The sequence below is a fragment of the Acidobacteriota bacterium genome (assembly GCA_039683095.1).
GTDB lineage: Bacteria > Acidobacteriota > Aminicenantia > Aminicenantales > Saccharicenantaceae > RBG-16-66-30.
Genome location: JBDKSB010000001.1, coordinates 445,902 through 470,691, shown reverse-complemented (window position 1 = coordinate 470,691; position 24,790 = coordinate 445,902). Strand labels below are relative to the sequence as shown.

The window sequence follows — 24,790 nt, the reverse complement described above, 5'->3', positions numbered from 1 at the left end:
GTGCGCCCAATGAGAGAGAGCCTCGGCGAGCTGCGGTCGCTTTTCGTCTGGATCGTCACCCTGCCCGTGTTCGTCGCCGCCTGCCTGGGCATCGTGATCGGCTCCTTCCTCTGCCGCGGCCGGGCGCTCGAGGCCCTCATCAAGGGCGGCTGCCGGGCCGTCCTGCTGGCGGCCGGGGTGCGCCTGCGCGTCCGGGGCCGCGAGAACATCGTCCCCGGCCGGCAGTACATCGCCATGATGAACCACGTCAATTTTTTCGACCCGCTCGTTTACCAGGTCGCCTTCCCGCCGCCGCTGCGGGGCGCCGAGGAGGAAAGCCACTTCCGCTGGCCCGTCTACGGCGCGACCCTCAGCCGCATGGGCATGTTCCCCCTGAGTCGCAAGGATACGGCCAGGGCGGTCCAGACCCTGCGCCGGGCCGCGGCCTGGATCAGGGAGCGGCCGGGGGTCTCGTTCGGCATCATGCCCGAAGGCACGCGCACGCTCGACGGGCGGCTCTCCCCCTTCAAGCGCGGCGGATTCCTGATGGCCATCGAGGCGGGCGTCGACATCCTGCCGATCGTGCAGCAGGGGGCCTTCGAGATCGCGCGGAAGGGCAGCCTGGTCATCCGGCCCGGGCTGGTCAACGTGACCATCGAGCCGGCCGTGCCGACGGCCGGCTATACCAGGGAGACGGCCGGCGAGCTCATCGAGCGCGTCCGCCGCGTCTTCCTCGAACGGCTGGGGTCTTAGTTGCCTTGGCTAACGCAACCTGCTCATTAGAATAACAATAGCTCAGAAAACGAAGGGCCCGATCAGCTTATTTCGGGGTTTTTTCGGACAATTTCCTGCTTTCCCAAACCTGACGATTAAAATGCCAAAGGCAAAAATGTGAAAATGCGGAAAAACGGGCAGAAAACCAAGGACTTTAAGATACGGTATTCTTCCTGATCGGGCTTATTGCATTTATTTTGTGTGTGTTGCGTTAGCCAAGGCTCCAATAAGAGTCTGGCGGCCGGCGGGAAAGACGACGCCGGCCCTGTTGAAGACGGCGCTCTGCTCGAGGGCGAAGGATATCTCCTGGCCGCCCCACTCGGGAACCGGCGCGCCGATGCTGAGCTCCACGGCCCAGCAAGTGTCGGCGTGGAGCGGATAGTCGCCGACGCCGGGCACGCCGTTCTGCATGTCGCCCAGGCCGATCTTCGGGCCGGCGCCGTGACCGTAATAATTGAGAGGGTGCGAATAGATCTTCGGCTTGATCCCCTCCGCCCGGGCCTTGCCAAGGGCCGCCGCCAGGACCTCGTTGCCGGTCCGGCCCTCCGCGAACTCGCCCGCCAGGATGTCCTGGAGGCGGTTGCCTAGCCGCATCGCCTGGCGCAGGCCGGCCGGAACCTCGGTCTCGCCCTCGCGCAGGACATAGGCGGCTTCCTGGATGTCGGTCGTCATCCCCAGGCAGGAAAAGCCGATGTCGCAGCGGACGAGGTCGCCTGGCAGGATGGTCCGGCGCAGGGCTTCGTCGGCAGGGCCGCCGGCCCGCCGCACGATGTAAAAGCTCGGCTGGAACCAGGGCTCGACGCCCAGCGCGGCATAGCGCTCGCGCGTCCACCAGGAGAGGTCGGCCAGCGTGGTGACGCCGGGCTGGATGGCCTTATCGGACAGCGCCTCGGCCGCGACGCGGCGGTTCATGGCGGCCAGCCGGGCGTAGAAGTCGATCTCCCCGGCCGTCCGCTTCTCCAGCCAGCCGACGGCCAGCCGTTCCGCCGAAACGAGGCGGGCCGCAAGCCTGGGCCCGAGGGCGGCGACGAGCTCCGCCTTGAGCGCGGCCGTCAGCCCGTCGGCGAAGGCGAACGTCCCCGATTCGTCGATCGCGATCTTCTTCGGGTTCCTCTCCCGGATGATCCGCGCCAGGCGGGCCCATGGGTCCTCGGCCTGGCTCGTCCAGCCGGGCGCGTAATAGTCCCCGATTTCTTTGTTGAAGTCGCCGCTGCCGAAAGGGTTGACGGAAAGCCGCTCCACTCCCGCCGCCGCGCCCCGGTCGAAGAAGACGAGCATCGACAGGCGCCAGGCGAACATGTTCGGCTGGGGCATGAGCGTCGGATAGACCGGGTCTTCGGCGTGCTCGCGGCAGACGACAACCCACATATCGATCCCCTCGCGGCGCATGATCTCCGGCAGGATGCGGTCGAAGCGCTCCTTGAGCCAGCCGTTGTAAAGCGCCGCCCGGTCCCTGAGGCCGGGCAGTCCGGCCCCCTCAGCCGAAGCGGCTCCGGCGGAGCCAGGCGCGCCCGGCTTGGCATCCGGCCCGCCGCATCCGGCGAGCGCGGTCATGAGCCCCAAGGCGAGGATGGCTGATCCTAAGACGTATCCTGATCGGCGCGATGCGTTCATGACGCGGATTGTACTATAGAAAGCCCGGCCGCCCATACGCAAAAAGTCCCGCCTGCCGGCCCGGCCTTGGGACCAACGCTTTCCAGGCTATGCCGATGTGAATATGGGCCTCGGAATCGCGAAAAAGGGCCTAAAAAGCCAGGATCAACAGCTTATGGGCAGGCCCAATTTCCGGTTATCTGTTTTATTTAGAGCCGTTTGCGTTAGCCAAGGCAGCTCGGAAGTGGATAAAAGAAAAGCACTCGGGGATATGGGAGTCGTAGATCCCGTGCTTGTTGAGGGCCCAACCCGGGTGCGGTTCCACCGTCACGCCGCAGCTGCGGAGGAGCTCGAAGCGGGAGAAGTCCATGCGCCAGACGTCGCCGTCGCGCGGCGGCAGCGGCCGGCCGCCGGCGAGATGCTTCATGCCGCTCCAGGGAAAGGCGATCTCGGCCGTCCAGCCCTCGTCGACGTCGGACGCGTCGTTGAGCGTGCCCCGGACCTGGACCGCCGCGCGCAATCCCGGGAAGTCCCAGTCCATGAAGGCCCAGCGCCGGCCCCGCGGGTGCCGGCCGTAGCGCAGGCCGTCCTGGAAGCCGCCGATGACGTCGACCCGCCGCTCGCGCAGGTCGAACTCCGGCGCGTCGAACCGGCTTCCCTTCTTCAGCGCGTCCTGCCAGACGTAAAAGACCTCGTAGATCGTCCCCAGGGCGTTGATCTGGAATTCATAGTAGCAGTCCTCGCCGCCGATGAAGATCTCGACGTCGTTCTCGGTCCAGACGAGCGCGTCGCGCTCGGCCAGGCGGGCCTGGACGTCGGGCTCGCTCACCCAGAAGGCGACGTAAAGGGCCTCGTCGTCCCAGAGCGCGGCCAGCCGCGTCTCGAGGAAGCCGGGCACGCCGCTGACGAGATCGACGAAGCGCCGGGATTTCGGCGCCTCCCGCCAGGCCGGCCCGTCCAGGCGGCCGTCGACCGGCGGCTTATGGAGCGTTCGATAACACGTATAATGGGCCAGATCGTTCTCGTCGCATCCGTATCGCATCGCCATCGGGTCCTCCCGGCCGCCACATTATCCTATGAATCACCCCGGCGCTCAACCCTGCACCTTCCCGACGCACCGGGCCTCCCCCCGGGACTCCCGGCCAACCCCCAAGCTTGATTTCCCCGGGGCGCGGGCCTATCCTGGTCCGCGGGCGGCGAAAAACCGTCGTTCCCGGAGGAGGATCGCGCATGAGAAGGTCTCGCCACGCCGGAACCGTCGCGGCCGCGGCATCGGCCGGCGCGGCCCTCGTTCTTCTCTCGATCCGAGCGGTGGCGGCCGTCCCGGCGCCGGACCATCGCCTTCCCCAGCGGCCGCCGCAGAAGATAGAGACCGCCCCGCCGGCTTCCGCCGAGCTGGCCTCGCTCCTGGCCAAGGCCGCCGGATATTGCCGCAGGCTCGAGAGTTCGGCCTTCGATCTCGCCTGCCGCGAGGAGATCCGGGAGACGATCGACCCGAAGCTCGATCGTTCGCCGGCGGCGCCGCCGTCCGGATCCGGCACATCGCCCTTCCTGGGACCGACGCTCACGATCAGCACCGTCAGGAAGATAAAGCGCTCGTTCGTCTACGATTACCGATGCGTCCGGGCCGGGCGGGCCTTCCGCGAGGTCCGCGCCCAGCTCGAGGAGAACGGCAAGAGCAAGGTCGTTCCCGACGCCGAGCTCCAGATATCCGTCGACGTCTTCGGCTCCGCCCTTCTCGGGCCGGTCGGCCTTTTCGGCGAGCGGGTCCAGCCGGGATTCGACTTCTCGATCGCCGGACGGGACCGGATTGGCTCGGTCGACGCCGTCGTCATCGAGGCCAAGCCCAGGCCCGGCGTCCCGGCCGGCCGCTGTCTCCACGGACAGGCCTGGGTCGATCCGGCCACCGGCGACATCCTCAGGATCGAGTGGAGCGAGAGCCGGGCCGGCCGCTTCGACGTCTTCGTCAGGCGGGGCGAGCTCTTCAAGCGGACGCCCCGGCTGACCTTCCGCGCCGAGCTCGGCGTTGAGCAGAACGGCCTCCGCTTCCCCGGCCGCCTGTCCGTGGAGGAAGCTTATCTCAAGGACTCCGGCAAGCCCTTCGTCCGGTCGACGACCGAGGCCGTCTACAAGGATTTCAAGTTCTCCGCCGTGACGTTCGACGTCCGCGACTGAAGCGAGGAGTCCCGCCATGAGGATCAGCTTTCGTTCCGCCCTGCCCGTCCTGCTGATCGCCACCGCCGTCCTGGCCTCGGCCGGGCCGGCCGCGCGGGCCGCCGCCGGCCCGGGCGCGCCCGGGCAGAAGCGGTCCGCCGCCCCCGCGGCCGTTCCGCCGCGGTCCCTGACCGCCCATCTCGTCGGTCACGCCCACATCGACCTGAGCTGGCTCTGGCGCTGGGAGGAGACCGTGGCCGACATCGCCGTCCACACCTTCCGGGGGACGCTGGCCCAGATGGACCGGCTGCCAGGCCTGACCTTCGCCCAGAGCCAGGCGGCGATCTACGACGCGATCGAGAGGGAGTCGCCCGATCTCTTCGCCCGCATCGCCCGCAAGATCAAGGAGGGGACCTGGGTGCCGGTCGGCGGCATGTGGGTCGAGCCCGACGCCAACATGCCCGACGGCGAGGCCCTGGCCCGCCAACTCCTTTACGGCAAGCGCTACTTCCTGGACAGGTTCGGCGTCGACGTCAAGGTCGGCTGGAACCCCGACACGTTCGGGCACAACTGGCAGATGCCCCAGATCCTGCGACGGGCCGGCATCGATTCCTATGTCTTCGGCCGCTGCGCGCCGGGACCCGACCCGACTCCCTTCTTCTGGTGGGAAGGGATGGACGGCTCCCGCGTCCTCGGCTACGTCCCGCCGGGCTGGTACAACGTCAGCCTCCAGGACGGGACCCTGAAGATCCTGGAGGAGGCCCGCAAGAACACCGCCGTCAAGGACTTCCTGCTCCTCTACGGCGCCGGGGACCACGGCGGCGGGCCGCGCGACGCGGACATCGCCGCCATCGAGAAGTTCCGCGGCGATCCCGGCCAGCCGCAGCTCGTCTTCGACGTTCCCCAGGCCTTCCTCGAGAACGCGGCCGCGAACGGGGCCGGCTTCCCGCTCGTTTCGCGCGAGCTCAACTTCACTTTCCCGGCCTGCTACACGACCCAGGCGGCGGCCAAGAAGAGCAACCGCCAGCTCGAGAGCCTGCTCGTCACGGCGGAGAAGTTCTCGGCCGTCGCCGTGGCCTCGGGCTACCGCGATTATTACCCCGAGCGGGACCTCGACGAGGCCTGGAAGATCGTCCTCCGCAACCAGTTCCACGACATCCTCGACGGCTCGAGCATCGGGCCCGTTTACGACGAGGTCGCCGGCTTTTACCGCCAGGCCCGGATGCGCGGCGAGCGGGCCCTCGACTTCTCGCTCGAGACCATCTCGAGCCGGATCGACACGCGGGGCGAGGGCTTTCCCGTCGTCGTCTACAATCCGCTCTTCTGGGACCGGACAGAGCCCGTCATCGCCGAGATCGCCGTGCCGCCGGACGCCGGGACGGCGAAGCCGTGGGAAGGGACCGTTCGGCTGACCGACGGCGGGGGCCGGAGCATTCCGGCCCAGGTCCTCGACAGGCGCGCCCAGGGCGATACGGCGATCCTCCGCGTCCTGTTCCTGGCCCGCGACGTGCCCTCGCTGGGCTACAGGCTCTATCGCGCGGTCCCCGCCGGCGTGTCCGCGGAAGAGCCGGCGGGCGCGGCGGGCGGCGGCGCGGCGGCGGGCCTCAGGGTCGGGGCGAACGAGCTCGAGAACGAGTTCCTCAAGGTCCGCGTCGACCCGAAGACCGGCTGGATCACGAGCCTGTACGACAAGGCCGCCGGGCGCGAGGTCCTGGCCGGGCCGGGGAACGTCCTCGAGGCGTTCATCGACGATCCCAAGGAGATGTCGGCCTGGGAGCTCGGCCTCAAGGGCCTGGCCGGAAGGATCGGCGAGACCGGCGCCGCCGTCGAGCTCGTCGAGAAGGGCCCGGTCCGGGCCGTGCTCCGGGTCAAGTCCCGCTTCCGCGACTCGACCTTCGAGCAGGACCTGACCCTCTGCGCCGGCCTGCCGCGCCTGGACTTCCGGACGCGGTTCGATTGGCGCGAGCGGAACATCATGATCAAGGCCGCCTTCCCGCTCGCCCTCAAGTCTGCGGCCGCCCGCTTCGAGATCCCCTACGGCTCGATAGCCCGCCCGTCCGACGGCACGGAGGTGCCGGCCCTGCGCTGGATCGACGTCTCGGAAGGGTCGGGCGAGTACGGCGCGGCCCTGCTCAACGACTCGAAGTACGGCTTCGACGTCAAGGGCGGGGTCATGCGCCTGTCCGTCGTCCACGGCTCGACCTATCCCGACCCGGAGGCCGACCGCGGCCGCCACGAGCTTCTTTGCTCGATCGTCCCCCACCGCGGCGACTGGAGGGCCGCCGAGGTGACGCGCCGGGGCTACGAACTCGGCAACCCGCTCATCGCCCGCGTGCCTCTCGTCCACGGCGGGGAACTGCCGCCGGTCCATTCGTTCATCCGGGTCGGCCCGTCTAACGTCGTCCTGTCCGCGCTCAAGAAGGAGATGGGCTACGCCGAGCGCGGCCTCATCCTCCGGCTCTACGAGACGGCGGGCCGGAAAACCGAGGCGAAGATCGAGCTGCCCTGGCCGGTCGAGGCCCGCGAGGCCGACCTCATAGAGCGTCCGGCCGGAGGCGTGATCGGCTCGGGCCCCTCGATCGCGGTCACCCTCGCCCCGTATGAGATCAGGACGATCCGCGTCGTCAGGAAATGAGCCCGCCGCGAGGACGCATGTCCGCCTCAGGCCGGGACCGTCGTTGGGCCGGACCGCGCCGCTGTCGATCGATGGCTCCTTCATATTCCCCGCCGCGAATGGTAAGATAGCCGTCCTTTAAGAAGCGGAGGCATCATGAACATGATCCGGGCGAAGCTCCTTCGCGGTCCCCGCCTGACCCTCATCCTGGCGCTCATCCTGGTTCCGTTGCCGTTCCGGCTGGGCGCCGACGACCTGACGTTCCACGAGCCCAGCGCCCGGGCGACCGGCCTGGGAGGCGCGTTCACGGCCCGGTCCGACGATGCCACCGGACTATTCTATAATCCGGCCGGGCTGGCCTTCCTGTCCGGATTTCGCCTCAAGACCAACATCATGTTCGACAACCGCAAGACGTCGGCGGCCTGGCCGGACGGCGGCCGGACCTGGCGGTCGGAGCCGTCCGAGTTCCTGGGCGACTTCGCCGTGGCCTGGCAGCTCCTGCGTGGCGTGACCGTCGCCACGGGCCTGTTCTCCCCGTTCAATTACGAATCGTACTGGTCGCCGGGCTGGGACGCCGAGGGCGCCGTGACCCGCAACCGCCTGCGGACGCTCTTCTTCCGGACGGCCCTGGCCGTCGAGGTCGTCAAGGGCTTGGCCGTGAGCGCCGGCGTCGACGTCGTGTCGTCGAGCCTGCGCTGGCGGCACATCATCCCCTTCAACCTCGAGACCTATCCGCTCGACCGGGACATCGACGTCGAGAGCAGCCAGGCCTTGAGCGGCCACGGCCTGGGCTTCACGGCCGGAGCCTTGTGGAAGGTCCTGCCGGCCCTCCAGATCGGGGCCCGGTTCCAGCAGAGCGTCTCGATCGACTATGCCGGCACGGACGTGTTCAACCGCATGCTGGACATCTCGGGCGCCACCGTGCCCGATCCCTACAGGCCGTCGCGCCGCGTTTCCGATCTCATCGATTTCTACTACGCCACGCAGAACGTCACGGCCCGCCTGACCCTGCCCCGCGAGATCGCCTGCGGCATCGCCCTCACGCCCGTCAAGCCGGTCTCCCTTTATCTCGACGTCCAATGGAACCGCTGGAGCGGCTTCGGCGACTGGATCTTCCGTTCGAACGCGGAAGGCCAGGCTCTCAATCCATCCTTCACGCCCGACTACCAGGAGTTCTACGGCCTGTCGCTCGATTACGGCGTCCAGGGCGTGGCCCTGGCGCTCAGGGACACCCGGGACATCAAAGCCGGGCTGGAGATCCGGCCCGGGCGCTACCTCGCCCTGCGGACCGGCTATGCCCGCCTGCGGAGCTCGGTCGACGAAACCGGCCGGACGCCCGTCTATCCCGACCTCGAGCGCAACGTCTATTCGCTCGGCTTCGGGTACGAGGGCCCGCTCTTCTCCATCTGGGACGACGGCGAGAGGGTCAGCGACCTGTCGTTCGACGTCTTCCTCCGCTACGCCTCGGCCGTCCGGGGGGCCTCGGCCTATCCGGGCGGCGAGATGGACTACGGCTCGAAACGGCTCGTTTTCGGGGTCGGCGCGGGCATCGCGTTCTAGCGGGAACGTTCGCGACCCGGCCGGTCCGGCCCGTCTTTTGCCGGCTGGTCGATGCGGAAACCGGCAGCCAGAAAAAAGATCCGGTCGAAGGCGCCGTCGTTGAGGTAAATCGCCCTCCCGATCCCGGGCGGCCGTTTGTCGGGCCGGCTTCGACGTGCTATCCTATTGCGCCAAACATGCGCGCCCACTACATCTCGCCGAACGACCTGACGCCGCGCCGCGTCGCCCGCTTCTGGCTGCCCCTGGAGGCCACCTGGCTGATGATGGCCGCCGAGGGGCCGTTCGTGGCCGCCGTCATCGCCCGTCTCGCCTCGCCGAAGGAGAACCTGGCCGCCTTCGCCGTGGCCACGGCCCTGGCCTGGATGGTCGAATCGCCCATCATCATGATGCTCTCGGCCTCGAACGCCCTCGTCGGGGACGGCGTCGCCTGCCGGAAGATGCGGCGCTTCTCGAACGCGATGAACGCGGCTGTCACGGCGGTCATGATCGTCCTGATCACGCCGCCCGTCTTCGGCTTCGTCGCCCGGGGCGTCATGGGCCTCTCGCCCGACCTGGCCCGACTGGCCAGCCGGTCGATGATCTTCCTCGTCCTTTGGCCGGGGGCCATCGGCTTCCGCCGGTTCTATCAGGGCGTCCTCATCCGCGACGGCCGGCCGCAGGCCGTGACCTGGGGCACGGTCATCCGCCTTTCGGCCATGGCCGCGACCGGCCTGTTCCTGGCCCTCGTCGTCCGGCTGCCCGGCGCCAGCGTCGGCACGGGCGCGCTCGGCGCCGGCGTGGTGGCCGAGGCCGCGGCCAGCTGGTTCATGGCCCGGCGGACCGTCCGGCGCCTTCTCCGCCAGGACGAGGCGGCCTGCGCCTTCGGCCGCGCGCTGACCGCCGTCCGCATCCTGCGCTTCTACGTGCCGCTGGCCCTGACCTCGTTCCTGACCTTCTTCATCAATCCGTTGACGACCTTCTTCCTGGCCCGCGGCCGCATGCCGCTCGAGTCTTTGGCCGCGCTGCCGGTCATCACCGGGCTGGCCTTCGTGTTCCGCTCGGCCGGGATCGCCATGCAGGAGGTCGTCATCGCCCTCCTCGGCGACGACGGCGCGGGCCGGAGCGTCCTCGGCCGCTTCACCGTCCGTCTCGGCGCGATCTCCACGGTCGCCCTGGCCCTGGTCACGGTCTCCCCCCTGGGCCTGGTCTGGTACCGGCAGGTCTCGGGCCTGGCGCCGGACCTGGCCGCCTTCGCCGTCGTGCCCGGCGCCATGCTCTCGCTCCTCCCCTTCCTCGAGTCCATCCTGTCGCTGGAGAGGGGCGTCCTCGTCCGGGCTCACCGCACCGCCCCGATCGGCATCGCGGTGGGCGCCCAGCTGGCCATAACGACCGCGGTTTTCGTCCTGATGGTCCTGGTCCTGAAGATAGTCGGAGCCCTGGCCGTCGGGCCGGCGCTCACGGCCGGGTATCTCACAAGCGTCTCCATCCTGAAATGGGGGATATGATACCTATTTCCTATTTTTCGGGCGGCGGGTGCCTCTCCCCCGATATGGGCCAGGAAAAGAGAAGTGGATATCATGTCCCGCATTTTAATCAGGCAGGAAAATCGGAAATAGGTATCGTGTCCCCCATTTTGTAAACAATAACGGGGGGGCGGACGGTTATCGGGTGGATATGAAAGACCGTCAACCTTTTTCCGGGAGGCCGCAATGAAAAGGCAGCGCACGTCCGTTCTCATCGCGATCATCGCTCTTCTCGCCGCGATCCCCGCCGCCGGAAGCGCGCAGACCGGGCCGGAGGCCCTCATCGCCCGGGCCCGGTCCGTCGTCATGACCCCCGACCCCGGCCGCGAGGCCATCACCAGGGCCCTGGTCGACGCCCTGGACGCCTCGCTCCTGATCCTTCCCCGGACCGACCAGGCCGGAGGAACCCGGTCGCGGATCGAGGGTGTCAAAAAGATCGTCGAGGCGGACGGGCTCTTCTCCGACGAAGCGTACCGGGACCTCGGCCTGGCCTACGGATCGGTCTCGGGCGGCACGGCCTGGACGATCCCCGAGGAGCTCAAGTCCGTCAAGGAGCCGGCGAAGGGCATCGATCTGGCCGTCAAGATCTGCGGCCGGCTTCTCGATTCCGCCTTGGCCGCGCACAAAGCGGGCCGGAGCCAGGAGGCCGTCCGCGACCTTCTCGGCATGGTCATCCTGGTCGTCACACCCATCGAGAAGTGAGGCCGGCAAACGGAGATGGCGCCGCGCCCGGGCCGGGGTTTGATTCTCCCGCGTCCATGGATTACATTGTCCCCGAAAGGGCGGACGCGGTGGAGAGCCGGGAATTCGATTACGACGCCCTGGTCCGGCCGCTCGAGCCGCGGATGATGCGTTCGATCTGGCGGATCGTCCGCCAGAGGGAGGCGGCCGAGGACGCCCTCCAGGACGCCCTGACGGTCGTCTGGAAGAAGCGGGAGGCGATCGCCCGGCATCCACGGCCCGAGGCCCTGATCCTGCGGATCGCCGTCTCCTCGGCCTACGACGCCGTGCGCAAGAGCCGGCGCTTCCTCCGCCACGAGGTCCACGGCCTGACCGATCCCGGGGACGACGGGGTTTCGGCTACGGCCGAAAAGGGGCTCGAAGACCGGGAACTCCGGGCGGCTGTCCTCGCCGCCATCGGCCGGCTGCCCCGGCGGCAGGCGACGGCGCTCCTCCTTCATGTCATCGAGGAACGCTCCTATGAGGATATCGCCCGGGCCATGGGCTGCTCGGAATCGACGGCCCGGGTCCACGTCATGCGCGGCCGGGCCGGCCTGGCCCGGCGGCTGTCCCGCCAGTTCCCCGGCTGCGCCGGGAGGCCGGATCGGGCCGGCAGGGAGTCGAGATCATGATCGAACAAAGGCGCGAAGAGGCCGGCGTTGATGACTTGCTGCGAAAGGCCCTGGCCGACGACCTTCCGCCCGAGGCCCAGGCCGGGATGCGCGAACGGATCGATCGCGTTCTCGCCGAAAACCGGGCGCCGGCGGGGCGGGCAGCGGCCCGGGCCTGGTATGCCCGCAAGCCCGTCTGGGCCGCCGTCTCGATCCTGATGCTCCTCGCGGGCATCCTCCTCCAGGGCAAAAAGCCCTCGACCCCACTGGCCGAGCGGATCTCGTCGCTCAAGGCGGCGTATGCGATCCTCGATACGACAAGGAGATAGGACCATGACAAAAGCCGGAAGCCGTTCCGCCAAGGGCCTGGCCGCCGGGCGCTGGGTCTTCGCCGCCGCCCTGATCGTCGCCATCGTCGCCTCCGGGCTCTTTCCGGGCCTGACGAACAAAGCCGGGTTGCTCTATGTCCTGTTCGGAGGCGCCGCGGCCTGCCTGATGGGTTTCACCGGCCGCGAGATCGCCGCGGCCTTCGGCCATGCGGCGGGGCACGACGGTCCCGCGGCGGCCCTTGCCAGGTCCGCCTATTTCTGGGAAGCGGCCGCCCGCAACGCCTGGATCCTCGGCGCCATGGGCAGCGCCATCAATTTCACCATCGTCCTCGGGACCGGCAGCGAGGGGATCGCGGATGCCGGCAGCCGGATGATCCGGTCGTTCATCGTCACGCTCTACGGCCTGGTCGCGGCCATCGTTTGTCTCGTGCCGGCCATCAAGCTTTCCGGCAAGGCCGGAAGCGCCGGGCCGACGGGGCCTGCGGCGGCGCCCGGCCGGACCGCAAGCCTGGGCCGGATCGCGGGCTACGTTCTTTTCGCGGCCGTGATCGTCCTGACCATTCTCCTGCTCGTCGGAGGTCAGCGGCCGGGCGGCCCGCTGCCCCTCGGCAAGGTCCTGTTCCACCCGCCGGCGATCCTGGCGGTCATCGGCGGGACCGTCGCCCTGGCGCTCTTCATGGGCGGCGGGGCCGGGGCCCGAGCCTGGACCATCGGCTTCGCCCTGACCGGCCTGGCCGGCCTGCTCATGGGCCTCATCCAGGCCCTCTTCGGCTTCGTCCACAGGGAGATCGCCGAGATCGCGTCCGCGTGCGCTTTCATCATCTCGGCGTCCACGCTCTCGCTCCTGGGGCTCGTCGCCGTGGCCGGGCCGCTCGAGGACCGGGAGGTCATGGACGGCCGAAGGGACCGGCCCTCCCAGCTCAGCCGGCTCTTCTGGGCCGTCTTTCCCCTGCTGACCTTCATTTTCCTCATCCTGACCTTCATCATGGTCGTCACGCCGATGGAGAGGACGGTCAAGTAAGCCGTCCGGCGCTAGGGGCGGCGGGGGGCGGCCGTTCCGACGTTCGAAGCGAAGCGGTAGGACCCGGAGCCGACGGCGAAAACGGCCCGGCCGTCCTCCATCTTGAGGAAAGCGACGCCGGCGGCGCGCGGGGCCGGAACGCCGCCCTCTTCGACGGACGACGCGGACGCGGCCGGGATGCGGACGAGGGCCCTGGCATTCGCGGGGATGACGATGTCGGCGAAGAAGCGGCCTTTCTCCATCCGCCAGTCGCAGGCGATCTCGCCCCGGATCGAATGATAACGGGCCTTGACCCAGGCGATGTCCCCGACGGGGCGGGGCGCGATCTCGACCGTTTCGAAGCCCTTCGAGCCGGCCGCCTGCCTGATGCCCGCGAGATCCGAGTAGAACCACTCCATGAGGTGGCCCAGCATCATGTGATCGTTGGAGACTTCCCTGAGGGCGGCCCAGGACTCGGTCAGGGCCGTCGCCCCCCGGGCCAGCTGATAGCCGTAGCCGGGCACGTCCTCGCGGGCGTTCATCTCGAAAACGAGGTCCGAGGCGCCGCCATCCTCGAGGGCCTTGAGGAGATAATCGAAGCCGACGTCGCCGGCGGTCAGCGCGCCGCCGCCCGCGCGGATCGAGCGGACGAGATTGGCGAAGACCCCGGGCCTGTCCGCCGGCTCGACCATCCCAAAATGGAGCGGCATGGCGAAGGACGTCTGGCTGCCGGTCGAGTAGACCTTGGCCGCGGCATCGTAGAACCTTCCGTTGAACGCCCGGCGGACGTCCTCCGCCCGGCGCGCGAACGAGGCGGCCTCGTCCGCCCTGCCGAGGAGCGACGCCATCCGCGCCAGGAGGTCGAGGTCGCGATAGAACATGGCCGTCGCCGTGAGCGCCTTGGGCGTCAGCTGGGCCTCGCCCGGCCCCCGCGGCCCGAGGTCGCACCAGTCGCCGAGCCCGTGGGACAGGATGTGACCGTCGGCTTTCGTGTCGAGATAATCGACGTAGCGCCTCATCATCGGAAAGGCCGAGGCCATGGTCTCGCGGTCGCCGTACCATTCGTAGAGGAGCCAGGGCAGGATGACCGCGGCGCTCCCCCACTCGGGCGAATCACGGAAGCCGCCGACGAAGGGCACGAATTCCGGGGCGATGTCCGGGACGAGCCCGTCGTCGAGCTGGGCCTCCATCATGTCCCTGACCAGCTTCCGATAGAGCGTCAGGATGCGGTAGTTGTACTGGATGGAGCCGCCCATGAGGTGGGTCTGCTCGAGCCAGCCGAGCTTCTCCCGGTGAGGGCAATCCGTGGGCACGCTGGCCAGGTTGCTGCGGATGGCCCAATCGATGAGGGCGAAGGTCCGGTTGAAGAGCTCTTTCGAGCAGGAGAACGACCCTGCGGACGGCGCCGAGTTCCGGGTATGCAGCATCGTCAGGCCGAGGATCCGGGGCGCATCGGCGGGCCCGTCGGTCCCTCCGGGCGCGGCCCCTTCGACCTGGGCGTAGCGGAACCCGTAGTAGGTGAAGCGGGGCCGCCATTCCTCGTCCCCCTCGCCCTTGAGCGTGTAGACGAGCCGGTAGGGCGCGCCCGACATCCGCTGATCGATCGTGCCGTCCCCGCTCAGCAGCTCGCCCGGCGAGATCGTGACCGTCGCGCCGCGCCGGCCGCGGACCTTCAGGGCCACGATCCCCGAGGCGTTCTGCCCGAAATCATAGACGAAGACGCCCGGCCGCGGCTCGAGGATCCGCCGGGCCTCGATCCGCTCCTCGACCTTTAGAGGGAAGTCCCGCTCCGGCTCGAGCGCGCCCTCCGGCCCGGCGACGGGCCGGGCCGCGCGCCAGCCGGAGTCGTCGAAGCCCGCGGCGTCCCAGCCGGCCGCTTCGAGCCGGGCGTCGTAGTCCTCGCCGCCGTAGATGCTGCTGAAGGCGACGGGCGACGGGGCCGTCCGCCAATCCGGGCCGCTCGTGATCGTCTCCCGGCGTCCGGACGCATAGGCGAGGTCGAGCTTGACGACGAGCATCGGCCAGCCGTAGGCGATGACGAGCTTCCGGTAGCGCTCCCGGCTGACGTTGAAGAAGCCCGGGCCGACGATGGCCCCGATCGCGTTCCGCCCCGCCTTCACGAGGTCCGTGACGTCATACGTGTCGTAAAGGCAGGTCTTGCGGTAATCGGTCCAGCCCGGCGCGAGAAAGGAGTCGCCGACCGGCCGCCCATTCAGGCGCAGCTCGTAATGGCCCAGCCCGGAGACGAAAACGAGGGCCCGGGCGACGGTCTCGTTCCGGACCACGAAGTCCCTGCGGAAGGCCGGGACGACCGCCCGCCGCCGGCCCCGCTCGCCGAGATCGTCGCCGCCGCCGTGAACGCCGGGCACGATCTTCAGGGCCTCCGGCAGCTCCTCGTAGGCTATCCAGCGGGCCCCGGACCAATCACCTGGGCCGGCCAGCTCGGTGACGAAGCGGGCGGCCGCGCTCCACGCCGCCGCCCGGCCCCGCCGGCCCCAGACGCCGACCTTCCAGAAATAAGCCCGGCCGCCGTCGAGCCGTTTCCCGCCGTAGGGGACGAATTGGCTTTCGGACGTCTCGAGCCGCCCGGAATCCCAAACATCGGCCCGGCCGGGCTGGCAAAGCTCCGGAGAGGCGGCCACGAGGATGCGGCAGGCCCGCTGCGCTTCTCCCCTGGCGCCGGAAGCGATCTCCCAGCCGAAAACGGGCCGGTCGACGCCGACGCCGGCGGCCTCCGGACGGTTGTCACAGGTCAGGTTGCGGACGGAGATCCCGCCGTCGCAGGCGAGCGCGGAGGCGATGCTGATCCCGGCGACGAGGGCGGCGGCCCGGAGCCTCATTGAAACAGGGGCCCCTGCTGCCCGGGCCCGTGCCGAAGATACCAGGTGCCGCCGCCGATCGAGGAGCTTTCCAGCTTGGGCCAGGTCCGGACGTCGACCAGCTGGTCGTCCCGAAAGGTGATGCGGACGACGGTGAAGACGCGCAGATCGACCGTGGCGTCCTTCTGATAGCTCATGCCCAGCTCGTCGATCGTGCCCATGGTGGCGGAATCCGCGGCGACCTGGATCCCGTAGAGCGCGAACTTGTACTTTCCGGCCGGCGTCAGGAGTTCGGCCATCTCCTTCTTGGAGAACTTCGTCTTCCCCTTGTTGTGCATCTTGAGATCCGGGGACGCGGCGCCCTCCGCCATCCAGGCGTCCATGAGCTCGAATTTCCAGGAAGCGAGCTTGTCCAGGACCTTCGGCGGCGCCTGGCCTTTCATCGCCTCGAGCTCGGCCTGATAGGCCTTGGCATCGTCGGAGATCTTGTCGGCGGCGCCGGCGGCCGCCGCAAGCGCGGCGACAGCAGCCGTAAGCGCAAGGGCTCTCAACAAACCTGCCGGAGCGATCATGGCCAACCTCCCTGCCCCTCACTTTAGCGAGGCCCGGGACTTCATGTCAAGGCGGACGATGCGACCGCCGGGGCGGGCCGCCCGGTCACGGCTTATGCTGCGGCAAAAAAAAAGCGGACGCTCCTTTGCGGGAGCGTCCGCCTTCATCTGCGAACAGAATGGAACGTTCCGGCCGGGGCGGACCGCTCGACGCGGTCTGCGCCGGCCTTAAGGGAATGGTCCCCAGGGACCCTTCCCTCGGGTCGTCCCCGTTCCCGGGACGGGATTAAGCCGAGCTCAGTAACGGCCGCGGCCGCCGCCGAACCCGCCCCTGTTGCCGCCGGCCGGACGAGGCTGGGCCTCGTTGACCTTGAGGTTGCGGCCCTTGAGGTCCTTGCCGTTCAGGCTTTCGATGGCCTTGACGGCTTCTTCCTTGTTCGGCATCTCGACGAAGCCGAAACCGCGCGACTGGCCGCTCATCTTATCAGTGATGATGGCCGCCTTTTCGACCGTGCCGTAGGCCTGGAAGGCCGCCCGAAGGTCGTCCTCGGACAGGTTAAAAGAGAGGTTGCCGACGTAAATATTCATCTCGTCTCCTTCGACGAAGGGCCCGTCCGTTGGCAAGCGAACGGCCCTTTCCAAAAAATCGATCGCAATAAAGGAGAGGAGATCGCCGGCTGTTTGGGCCTCAGGCCTCCGTGCCTTTATTCGACCCGCGCCCCCCGTTAGGGAGGGGACCGATAGGTTACCATAAAACCCGGCGCGAACAAAATAAAAAAAATTTTTCGCCGGGAGCGGAAAAGCGGCCCTGTCCCCGGCGCATCGGCGTCACCGGCGCCATCGCGTCCGTTCCCGCGCCGGCGCTTCCCTCTTCCGCTCGAGCCTTACTGCCTGTTTTTCAATCAATTACAACGGGGCGGAAAGCTTCGGCTTTCTCCCAGTTGACTCGGCCGGGCAATTCATTTATAAGGATACGAACAATCATGCGCGCGAGTCTCCGACCGGGCCGCCGTATCGCTTCCGGATCTTTTCTCCTTGCATCCATCCCGGAACCGGGGCTCCATCCGCTTGGACGGGGGTTGTCATGAGCCAAGACGAGGAAGAACGGGACGACGCGCTGCCGCAGGACGAGACGGAGAAGAACGGCCGGACCGCCGAGCTTTCCCGCCGCACTTTCCTGTACCTGGCGGGCATCGCCGGCGTCAGCCCGGTTTTCGGCGGGCTCGATCCGGACCAGATCACGCGGACGAGGCCCCAGGCCGTCCGGCCCAAGCTCTCCGGCAAGGCCACGCCGTCCGCCTCGAGCCTCCACATCCCGATCCTGCGGCCCGACGATCTCCTGGCCCTCGACATCGAGTGCGTCAACCTGACGGTCAAGCCCGGCGCGCCGCCGCGGCTCGTCCGGCAGAAAGCCTCGGCCCCGGCCTACCTCATCGTCCACTTCCCGCCGCAGCACATCGCCGAGCAGGCCTTCTTCGAGACCACGCCCGAATTCAAGCCCGATCCCAAGTCGCCGGCCGAGCCGACGACGGCCGAAACGCCGGCGCCGCCGCCCGTGCTGGCCCGGATCGCGGGCCCCTCCCGGCTGGCCTTCCTCGTCCCCGAGGCCGTAGATTCCATCCCGCTCACGCTCCGATCGCTCCTGGCCTGGGAAGATCTCGAGCCGAGCCTCGTGCCTGTGGCCGTGGCGCCGAAGATCGTCAGCCGGGCCCAGGCCAGGTCCGCCGCGGCCGGCGCCCGTCCGGCCGGCTCGGCGTCCCGCCTCACGGCGTACTCCCGTCCCGTCGCCCTTCCCGGAGGCCCAAGGGACCGGAACCTCTACCAGGCCCGCGCCGCCCTGACCCCGGCCCAGATCAACGCCGCCCTGCTCAAGATCGCCGAGCCGGCGGCCCATCAGACCGCCCTCGAGCTGCCCTACCGGCTCTTCCTCTCGCCCCATGCCCTCAACGTCTGGGCCCACGCGGTCGAGCCGGTGACCCGCGGCGGCCGGACCGAGCTCTGGCATACGCGCCTGGCCGCGGCCAACCCGGACGGGACGATCGCCGACGCGGGGACCCCGCTCATGGCCGTCCGGGCCGTCTGGTCGCCCGACTGCAGGGTCGACGCGCCCGCGCCCGGCCCGGGCCATTCCAACGCGCCTTTCCGGATGTCGCTCGACCGCCAGGACCGCCACGAGATCGTCCACCTGACCAGCAACTTCGCGCTCAAGCTCGGCACGAAACCGTGGGAGCCCAAGCCCGTCGAGGTCGACCGGCTGATGCTGACCTCCCTCGGCGGCTGGCTCGATTCCTCGGGCGAATGGCTGCCGACGCCCCTGTCCGTCGAGGAGTGGCGCCACAAGGCGACCCTCGGCCGCGACCAATACGTCAAGGTCGTCTACAAGGGCTTCCTCATGCCGTTCGGCCACGCCGCCTCGCTCATCAAGGTCACCGAGCGGAAGTTCCGCAAGGGCACCGACGGCCGGCAGATCGCCTATCTGTTCCAGCGCATGTACATCGTCGTCCGCAACCCGGACAAGGCCTTCCCGGCGCCGTTCCAGCCCTCCGGCGGGCGCGAGATCCCGTTCCGGGAGGTCCGCATCACGACGCTCCTGACCCCGCCCCTCGAGGACCCCGGCGCCAGCGAGATCCTGCCCGGCGCCCTCCAGTCGGCCTTCTGGCCGCGCGTCCAGAACAGGGATTTCCTGTTCCACTGCGCGGCCGCGGACTGGACCGGCGAGCGCGTCGAGTTCGCCATGCCCATGGCCTTCGTCGACGCCACCTACGCCTTCGACCCCGACAAGATGCAGTCGGTCGCCCCGACATACAGCCGGAAGTCCGAGCTCGGGCGCCGGCGGCCGGCCCTCCACGGCCAGACGGTCGCCTTCGCCGCGAGCGACAAGAAGGGCGACACGGACCTTGAGGTCGAGTCCATCACCTTCGCCGCCCGGACGCCGGCCGGCCGCGTCACGCCGGCCGAGTGGCGGGACCAGGACCAGCCGCTCTTCTTCCCGGTCATGGAGGAAGCGGCCGTCTCCATCCCGGCCCTGAAGGCCATGGTCGGCCTGGGCGGCACGGCCATCAGCTATCCCAAGGCCTACCTCGAGAGCGGCCTGGGCGGGGCGAACAAGGGCGAGGTCTTCGCGGCCATCGCCGCGGCGCCCGTCCTCGACTTCGCCGGCCAGGGCGACAAGTCCGGCGGGGTGGCCTCGCCGAGCTTCCCCATCGTCGGGCTGTCCCGGGCCCTGGGCCCGGTCGGCGGCCTGCTGCCCGAGGGCGCGAGCGATCCCCTGGCCGCGGCCGAGAGCGCCCTCGGCGACGCGATCGGCGGCCGCTTCGACCCGGCCAAGTTCTTCAACGACGAGGCCAAGCTGCTCGGCGGCATCCTGCTCAAGGACATCGTCCGGGCCGTGGCCGACTTCATGTCCGGCGGCGAGGCCGCCCTGACCATCAAGAACGAGGTCCAGCAGGACGCCGCCGGCCTGCCGTCCGCGGTCCGCACATACATGACCTGGAAGCCCGACCTGCAGGACTTCACCATCTTCGTCGCCGGCCGCGACGGGACCAAGGCCAGCCTGACGATCGACGTCAAGAACGTCGTCTACCTCGACGGCCGGGAGCCCGACTACGAGCTCAAGGGCGTCCTGAAGGATTTCACCCTCGATCTCGTCAATCCCATCATCAGCCTGATCCGGATCAAGTTCGACCGCTTCGCCTTCACCGCGAAGAAGGGCCAGAAGACCGACTTCGATCCCAAGATCGCCAAGCTCGAGTTCGCCGGGCCGCTAGAATTCGTCAAGGAGATCCTGGACACGATCCAGCTGCCCGGCTCGGGCGGGGACGGCGGCGGGCTCGGCGGGCCCATCATCGACATCGGGGCGACCGGGGCGCAGCTAGGCTACACCTTCAACATCCCGACCGTCGCCTTCGGCGTGTTCAGCCTGCAGAGCATGAAGTTCACGGCCGCCGTGACCCTGCCCTTCACCGGCGACCCGCTGACCTTCCGCTTCGCCTTCAACGAGCGCTCCAACCCGTTCCTGCTGACCGTGTCGCTGTTCGGCGGCGGCGGCTTCTTCGCCATCGAGCTCCAGCCCCAGGGCATCAAGCTCATCGAGGGCTCGCTCGAGTTCGGCGGCTCGTTCGCCATGAACCTCGGCGTCGCCAGCGGCGGCGTGACGCTCATGGTCGGCATCTACTTCAAGTACGAGAACGACAATGTCACCATCAGCGGCTACGTCCGCTGCGTCGGCTGCCTGGACGTCCTCGGCCTCATCAGCATCTCGGCCGAGTTCTACCTGTCCCTGACCTACGAGCAGGCCACCAACCGGGTCTGGGGCCAGGCCTCGCTGACGGTCAAGGTCAAGGTCCTGTTCTTCAGCACCAAGGTGACGCTCTCGGTCGAGCGGTCCTTCGGCCACTCGCCGGCGCCGCTGTTCGCCGATATGATGGACGAGAGCCACTGGCTCGATTACTGCGAGGCCTTCGCCTAAGGGCCGCGGAGAGGGAGAGACGCCATGGCCAAACCGGAGATCCTCTGGGCCTTCCTGCCGAACGGCATCCAGGACGGCAAGCTGAAGTTCTCGGCGGCGGTGTCGATCCGCCTGCCCGAGGCGGCCGGCCCCGCGCCGAACCTCGGGCTCTTCCCCGAGATCCTCGACTGGGCCGCGGCGGTCAAGGGGATGACCTTCGACCTCCAGTTCGAGAAGGGCGCGCCGGTCGCGGCCAGGCGGACCAGCCCCGACCCCGACCCGGAGCTGTGGCAGGCCATTTTCCAGCCGGATTCGCCGGTCCTGCCCTATCGCTTCGCCGATCTGACCAAGAGCCCGGTCTTCGCCTTTCCGGTCCGGCACGTCCGGTCCTTCCTCGCCCAGCAATACATCAACGTGGCCGCCGAGTCGCCCGAGGCCCCGCCGGCCATGGAGACCGTGTTCCGGAACGAGGGCCTGGCCCAGATCCGGCTGAAGCCGATCTCGAACCTTCGGTTCGCCGGGGCTGTCCAGACCCAGGGGACGCCGCAGGGCCTGGCCCAGAGCGTCCGGACCAAGGCCGAAGGCCAGAAGGCCCGGGCCGTGCCCGTGTCGGCCAAGCCCTCCCCGCCCCAGGACTTCTATCTGCTGCGCCTCTATCACCAGCCCCACAACAAGGCCGTCGTCGATCCCAAGACCAAGCGGCCGGTCGTGCCGCGCGTGCCCATCAAGCCGCCGGAGCTCGACTTCCACCAGGCCGTTTCGCACCTGGCCAATTACCCGGCCCTGATGAGGCTCCTGGGGCTGGCGATCGACTTCGAGATCGACCTGCCGGCCGGCCGGCTGCCGGCGAGCGGCCTGGTCCGCGTCGCGCCGCGGGGCCGGGACGACCGCGCCGCCTGGACGAAGTTCGCGCTCGAGCCCGCCAAGGGCGTATTCCGGGCGGCCTCCCGGGAGTCCAGGCCGGACGTCGTCGACGGTTTCCTCGATCTCTCCGACGACGAGCGCTACGACATCGTCGAGCTCGACGTGGACGGCGCGGCGCTCAAGGCCGCCGACCTGGCCGACAAGGCGGAAGATTCCGACGCGGGCGAGCTCGCAGCCCTTCGCTCGGGCGGGCTCTCGGTCGTCCGGACGGGCAACGCCGTCTTCATCGCCGAGGCCTTCCGGGCGGCCCTCGAGCTCAACCAGGTCTTCGAAAAGCGGCGCGAGCTGACGATGTACAGCGAGGACCTCGTCCAGGGCTACCGCGTCGACGTCTGGGACCAGGCCGGCGGAACCTGGCGCTCGCTCTGCCGCCGCGTCGGGACGTACGGCTTCCTCCGCAACGGCCGGGAAGTGACCCTCGAGGACGAGGGCTTCGTCTCCGAGAGCGTGACCCAGGCCGCGGACGGATCGTCCGACGACCTCTTCACCCACGAATCCATCTTCACCTGGAACGGCTGGAGCCTGGTCGCGCCGCGGCCGGGCCGGACGATCGACGAGGACGACAAGACGGCGGACATCCAGAGCCGGGCCGCCACCGCCTTCCGGCTGGAGGCGCGGTTCACGCCGCCGGCCGGCTCGCTGCCCCGGCTGCGCTTCGGGCAGAGCTACCGGCTCCGGGCCCGGGCCGTGGACCTGGCCGGCAACAGCGTCGGGCCGGAGTCGGCCGACGCGTCCAAGGCCATCCCCGCCCCGCCCAGGGAGCCGTACGTCTATTCCCGCTTCGATCCCGTCCCGCCGCCGGTCGTCGTGCCGCGCGAGGCGGCCAAGCGCGGCGAGTCCGTCGATGCCGTCGTCATCCGCAGCTTCAACGACCGGATCGAGAAGGACGCGGCGGCGACCGGCGAATCGGCCGAGCGCCACATCGTGCCGCCCAAGACCTCCCAGCTCGCGGCCGAGACCCACGGCATGTTCGACGCCGCGGCCGGAGGACTGCGCAAGGATGTCTACGGCCTCCTCTGCGCCAAGGACCCCGGCCAGCTCCGGGAGGTCGAGCCGGGCCAGGAGATCGAGCTGCCCTACTTCCCCGACCCCTGGGCCCAGGGCGTCGTCGTCCGGGGCCTGCCCGGCTTCGCCGCCGGCAAGCCCCTGCGCATCGACTTTTCCGGCGATTGGCCGTCGACGCGGCCCTTCCGCCTGCGGATCGAGGAGGGCGACCAGCCGGCCGCGTGGGACGCCTCGTCCCGCGTTCTGACCGTGCCCTTGAAAAAGTCCGACGTCGTGACGCTCCAGCTGAGCTGCTGGTTCCCTCAGCCTGTCCTCCCCGGCATCGGGCTCTACCGCTGGCTCGAGAAGCCCGAGCTCGTCCTGCCGCCGAAGATCCTCCAAGCGCCGCAGGCGACGGCGCCGCTGCTCGTCGCCCCGCCCGGGCTGAAGCCGGCCGTCGTGAGGGAGGCCGTCCGTCCGGCGGCCGCCGCGGCGGAAACGCCCCAGGCCGTCCGGGCCCAGGCCCCGCGCGTCCAGGCGGCGAAGGTCCAGTCCCAGGCGGCGCAGCCGCAAATCAAGCCCGTCGAGCTCGGGCCCGTTTTCCAGCTGCCGAAGATCGACCTGGCCCGGATCCGGAAGATCGCCCTCGACGGCGCCCATTGGATGATGACGCCCTCCCGGACCGTGACCCTGGTCCACGCCGTCCAGCAGCCGCTCGGCCGGCCGGGCGCGAAGGCCTTCGGGGTCCGCAGGGGACTGGGCGAGACCCACGCCGTGTTCGAAGCCGAGCTCAACGTCCACGGCTCGAGCAGCCAGAAGTTCGACCTGGCCGCCGTCTGGAAGGAGCCGGTCGACAACGTCCGGGAAAAGACCTGGCGGACGCTCGACGGCGCGGCCCACGTCCTGGAACAGCCGCTCGGCCGCGGCCTGACCTCCTTCGCCATGACCGCCCGGACCGGCCACCGCCACGAGTTCGGCGACACGAAGTACCGCCGCGTCACCTACGAGCTGACCGAGACGACGCGCTTCCGGGAGCAGATGCCCGAAGAGATCGCCGGGAGCCCGGAGCTCCTGATCCGGAAAAGCGAGCCGGTCACGATCGACGTGCCCAACGCCGCGCCGCCGGCGATCCCCGGCGTCGTCTATATCGTGCCGACTTTCGGCTGGGAACGGAAGCGCGAGCCGGGCAAGTTCACCAGCCGCCGCAAGGGCGGCGGCCTGCGCGTTTATCTCGAACGGCCGTGGTTCTCGAGCGGCGACGGCGAGCTCCTCGGCGTTGTCCTGCCCCCGACGCCCGGCGTGCCGGCCGAGCCGGCGCTCCGGGCCGCCGCCGAGCCGACGCGCGCGGCGGACGCCCGGACGCAGAACGTCAGGGCGACACAGATCCGGCCGAAGACCGCGACCAGGCCGGCGCTCGCCGCGGCGGCCGGGCTGGCCGCGCCGGCCGTACCCGAGGGCATGAGGCCCTATGTCACGCTCTGGGGCACAGATCCCTTGTGGAGGGCGGGGGCCATCGCCACGCCGGAGTATCCCCTGCCGGGCGACTTCGGGCTGGCCGAGGAGGTCCGCGGCGGCCTGGCCCTGCCCGATCTGCCGGGCGTCGCCGGCTTCTGCGCGGCCGGCCACAAGGTCGAGTTCGACGAGGAGCGCGGCCTGTGGTTCTGCGACATCGACATCGATCCCCACGACGCCTATTTCCCGTTCGTCCGGCTGGCCCTGGCCCGCTTCCAGCCGATCTCGGTGCCGGGCGCCCACCTGTCCAAGGTGGTCACGGCGGATTTCATCCAGCTCGCGCCCGACCGCACGGTCTCGGTCGCCTTCAACCGCTCGAACCTGAAGGAGATCGCCGTGACGGTCGGCGGCCCGTCCTACGTTCAGGCGGCGGCCGGGAGCGGTCCGGGCGAGATCGAGGTCTCGGTCGAGACGCGCAGCCTCGCCCTGCCGGAGGAGATCGGCTGGACGCCAGTGCCGGGGGCGGCGACGATCCTGAAGGCCCAACGGGTGGCCGGCGCCGAGCCGGGCAATTTCCTCTGGTCCGGAAAGCTCGGCCTGCCGTCCGACCTCAAGCTCAAGGCCTGTCGCGTGGCGGTCCGGGAGTACGAGATCTTCGCTTCGGACCAGGTCGAACGGCCCGCCCGGACGACGACGATCACGGCCGCGGCGCCGCTCAAGCGGGTCCGGCGCCTCGTCTTCGCCGAGACGTTCCCGCTTTTCGACCTCTAGGGCCCG

At 69.2% G+C, this 24,790-nt stretch carries 16 protein-coding genes; 11 read left to right on the top strand and 5 right to left on the bottom strand.

Going from position 1 to position 24,790, the window contains the following annotated elements:
* The first annotated feature begins 9 nt into the window (after nt 1–9).
* Entirely contained in the window at nt 10–732 is a 723-nt protein-coding gene (locus ABFD52_02070) for a lysophospholipid acyltransferase family protein (GenBank protein ID MEN6559547.1), read from the top strand.
* Nucleotides 733–945: 213 nt separating this feature from the next.
* On the opposite strand, the gene ABFD52_02065 is transcribed toward ABFD52_02070, so the two are convergent.
* Both ABFD52_02065 and ABFD52_02060 read right to left on the bottom strand, forming a co-directional pair.
* Nucleotides 946–2,307 (bottom strand): M24 family metallopeptidase, encoded by a 1,362-nt coding sequence (locus ABFD52_02065; protein ID MEN6559546.1) that lies wholly within the window; start codon nt 2,305–2,307, stop codon nt 946–948.
* A 244-nt stretch (nt 2,308–2,551) separates the two neighbouring features.
* A complete protein-coding gene (locus ABFD52_02060; GenBank protein ID MEN6559545.1) occupies nt 2,552–3,394 on the bottom strand; it encodes a carbohydrate-binding family 9-like protein in 843 nt (280 codons plus the stop codon).
* Nucleotides 3,395–3,576: 182 nt separating this feature from the next.
* Between ABFD52_02060 and ABFD52_02055 the strand changes: the two genes are divergently transcribed.
* The 8 genes from ABFD52_02055 to ABFD52_02020 all read left to right on the top strand — a co-directional run bounded on the left by ABFD52_02055 (nt 3,577) and on the right by ABFD52_02020 (nt 12,857).
* Nucleotides 3,577–4,521, top strand: a complete 945-nt coding sequence (locus ABFD52_02055) for a hypothetical protein (GenBank protein ID MEN6559544.1) — start codon at nt 3,577–3,579, stop codon at nt 4,519–4,521.
* 16 nt (nt 4,522–4,537) lie between these two features.
* Nucleotides 4,538–7,135 (top strand): glycoside hydrolase family 38 C-terminal domain-containing protein, encoded by a 2,598-nt coding sequence (locus ABFD52_02050; GenBank protein MEN6559543.1) that lies wholly within the window; start codon nt 4,538–4,540, stop codon nt 7,133–7,135.
* A 135-nt stretch (nt 7,136–7,270) separates the two neighbouring features.
* On the top strand, nt 7,271–8,674 hold the full coding sequence (locus tag ABFD52_02045; GenBank protein ID MEN6559542.1) for an outer membrane protein transport protein: 1,404 nt from the start codon (nt 7,271–7,273) through the stop codon (nt 8,672–8,674).
* Between the two features lie 176 nt (nt 8,675–8,850).
* Nucleotides 8,851–10,158 carry a hypothetical protein gene (locus tag ABFD52_02040; GenBank protein ID MEN6559541.1) on the top strand — a complete coding sequence of 436 codons (1,308 nt, stop codon included), beginning with the start codon at nt 8,851–8,853 and terminating at the stop codon, nt 10,156–10,158.
* A 204-nt stretch (nt 10,159–10,362) separates the two neighbouring features.
* Nucleotides 10,363–10,878 carry a hypothetical protein gene (locus tag ABFD52_02035; GenBank protein ID MEN6559540.1) on the top strand — a complete coding sequence of 172 codons (516 nt, stop codon included), beginning with the start codon at nt 10,363–10,365 and terminating at the stop codon, nt 10,876–10,878.
* Between the two features lie 89 nt (nt 10,879–10,967).
* On the top strand, nt 10,968–11,528 hold the full coding sequence (locus tag ABFD52_02030; GenBank protein ID MEN6559539.1) for an RNA polymerase sigma factor: 561 nt from the start codon (nt 10,968–10,970) through the stop codon (nt 11,526–11,528).
* Nucleotides 11,525–11,836, top strand: coding sequence for a hypothetical protein (locus tag ABFD52_02025; protein ID MEN6559538.1), 312 nt, complete (start codon nt 11,525–11,527; stop codon nt 11,834–11,836). The genes ABFD52_02030 and ABFD52_02025 overlap by 4 nt, the downstream gene beginning before the upstream one ends.
* Before the next feature lie 4 nt (nt 11,837–11,840).
* Entirely contained in the window at nt 11,841–12,857 is a 1,017-nt protein-coding gene (locus ABFD52_02020) for a hypothetical protein (protein MEN6559537.1), read from the top strand.
* Between the two features lie 11 nt (nt 12,858–12,868).
* Here ABFD52_02020 and ABFD52_02015 read toward each other — a convergent pair whose 3' ends face one another.
* From ABFD52_02015 to ABFD52_02005, 3 genes are all read right to left on the bottom strand, one after another.
* Entirely contained in the window at nt 12,869–15,676 is a 2,808-nt protein-coding gene (locus tag ABFD52_02015) for a family 78 glycoside hydrolase catalytic domain (protein MEN6559536.1), read from the bottom strand.
* Complete coding sequence (locus tag ABFD52_02010) at nt 15,673–16,227, bottom strand: hypothetical protein (GenBank protein MEN6559535.1); 555 nt, start codon at nt 16,225–16,227, stop codon at nt 15,673–15,675. Before ABFD52_02010 ends, ABFD52_02015 begins: the two co-directional genes overlap by 4 nt.
* Before the next feature lie 276 nt (nt 16,228–16,503).
* Nucleotides 16,504–16,794: an RNA-binding protein gene (locus tag ABFD52_02005; protein ID MEN6559534.1), complete on the bottom strand. Its 291-nt coding sequence runs from the start codon at nt 16,792–16,794 to the stop codon at nt 16,504–16,506.
* Between the two features lie 496 nt (nt 16,795–17,290).
* Here ABFD52_02005 and ABFD52_02000 point away from each other — a divergent pair, with 496 nt between their 5' ends.
* A complete protein-coding gene (locus tag ABFD52_02000) occupies nt 17,291–20,674 on the top strand; it encodes a hypothetical protein (GenBank protein ID MEN6559533.1) in 3,384 nt (1,127 codons plus the stop codon).
* A 24-nt stretch (nt 20,675–20,698) separates the two neighbouring features.
* Nucleotides 20,699–24,784: a hypothetical protein gene (locus ABFD52_01995; protein MEN6559532.1), complete on the top strand. Its 4,086-nt coding sequence runs from the start codon at nt 20,699–20,701 to the stop codon at nt 24,782–24,784.
* Nucleotides 24,785–24,790 lie beyond the last annotated feature (6 nt).

What these genes read in the sequence shown, in the direction of transcription:
- ABFD52_02035 (MEN6559540.1), top strand. Translation starts at nt 10,363, where the DNA reads ATGAAAAGGCAGCGCACGTCCGTTCTCATCGCGATCATCGCTCTTCTC.
- ABFD52_02070 (MEN6559547.1), top strand. Translation starts at nt 10, where the DNA reads ATGAGAGAGAGCCTCGGCGAGCTGCGGTCGCTTTTCGTCTGGATCGTC.
- ABFD52_02055 (MEN6559544.1), top strand. Translation starts at nt 3,577, where the DNA reads ATGAGAAGGTCTCGCCACGCCGGAACCGTCGCGGCCGCGGCATCGGCC.
- ABFD52_02060 (MEN6559545.1), bottom strand. Translation starts at nt 3,394, where the DNA reads ATGGCGATGCGATACGGATGCGACGAGAACGATCTGGCCCATTATACG.
- ABFD52_02050 (MEN6559543.1), top strand. Translation starts at nt 4,538, where the DNA reads ATGAGGATCAGCTTTCGTTCCGCCCTGCCCGTCCTGCTGATCGCCACC.
- ABFD52_01995 (MEN6559532.1), top strand. Translation starts at nt 20,699, where the DNA reads ATGGCCAAACCGGAGATCCTCTGGGCCTTCCTGCCGAACGGCATCCAG.
- ABFD52_02000 (MEN6559533.1), top strand. Translation starts at nt 17,291, where the DNA reads ATGAGCCAAGACGAGGAAGAACGGGACGACGCGCTGCCGCAGGACGAG.
- ABFD52_02065 (MEN6559546.1), bottom strand. Translation starts at nt 2,307, where the DNA reads ATGACCGCGCTCGCCGGATGCGGCGGGCCGGATGCCAAGCCGGGCGCG.
- ABFD52_02010 (MEN6559535.1), bottom strand. Translation starts at nt 16,227, where the DNA reads ATGATCGCTCCGGCAGGTTTGTTGAGAGCCCTTGCGCTTACGGCTGCT.
- ABFD52_02005 (MEN6559534.1), bottom strand. Translation starts at nt 16,794, where the DNA reads ATGAATATTTACGTCGGCAACCTCTCTTTTAACCTGTCCGAGGACGAC.
- ABFD52_02025 (MEN6559538.1), top strand. Translation starts at nt 11,525, where the DNA reads ATGATCGAACAAAGGCGCGAAGAGGCCGGCGTTGATGACTTGCTGCGA.
- ABFD52_02020 (MEN6559537.1), top strand. Translation starts at nt 11,841, where the DNA reads ATGACAAAAGCCGGAAGCCGTTCCGCCAAGGGCCTGGCCGCCGGGCGC.
- ABFD52_02015 (MEN6559536.1), bottom strand. Translation starts at nt 15,676, where the DNA reads ATGAGGCTCCGGGCCGCCGCCCTCGTCGCCGGGATCAGCATCGCCTCC.
- ABFD52_02045 (MEN6559542.1), top strand. Translation starts at nt 7,271, where the DNA reads ATGAACATGATCCGGGCGAAGCTCCTTCGCGGTCCCCGCCTGACCCTC.
- ABFD52_02040 (MEN6559541.1), top strand. Translation starts at nt 8,851, where the DNA reads ATGCGCGCCCACTACATCTCGCCGAACGACCTGACGCCGCGCCGCGTC.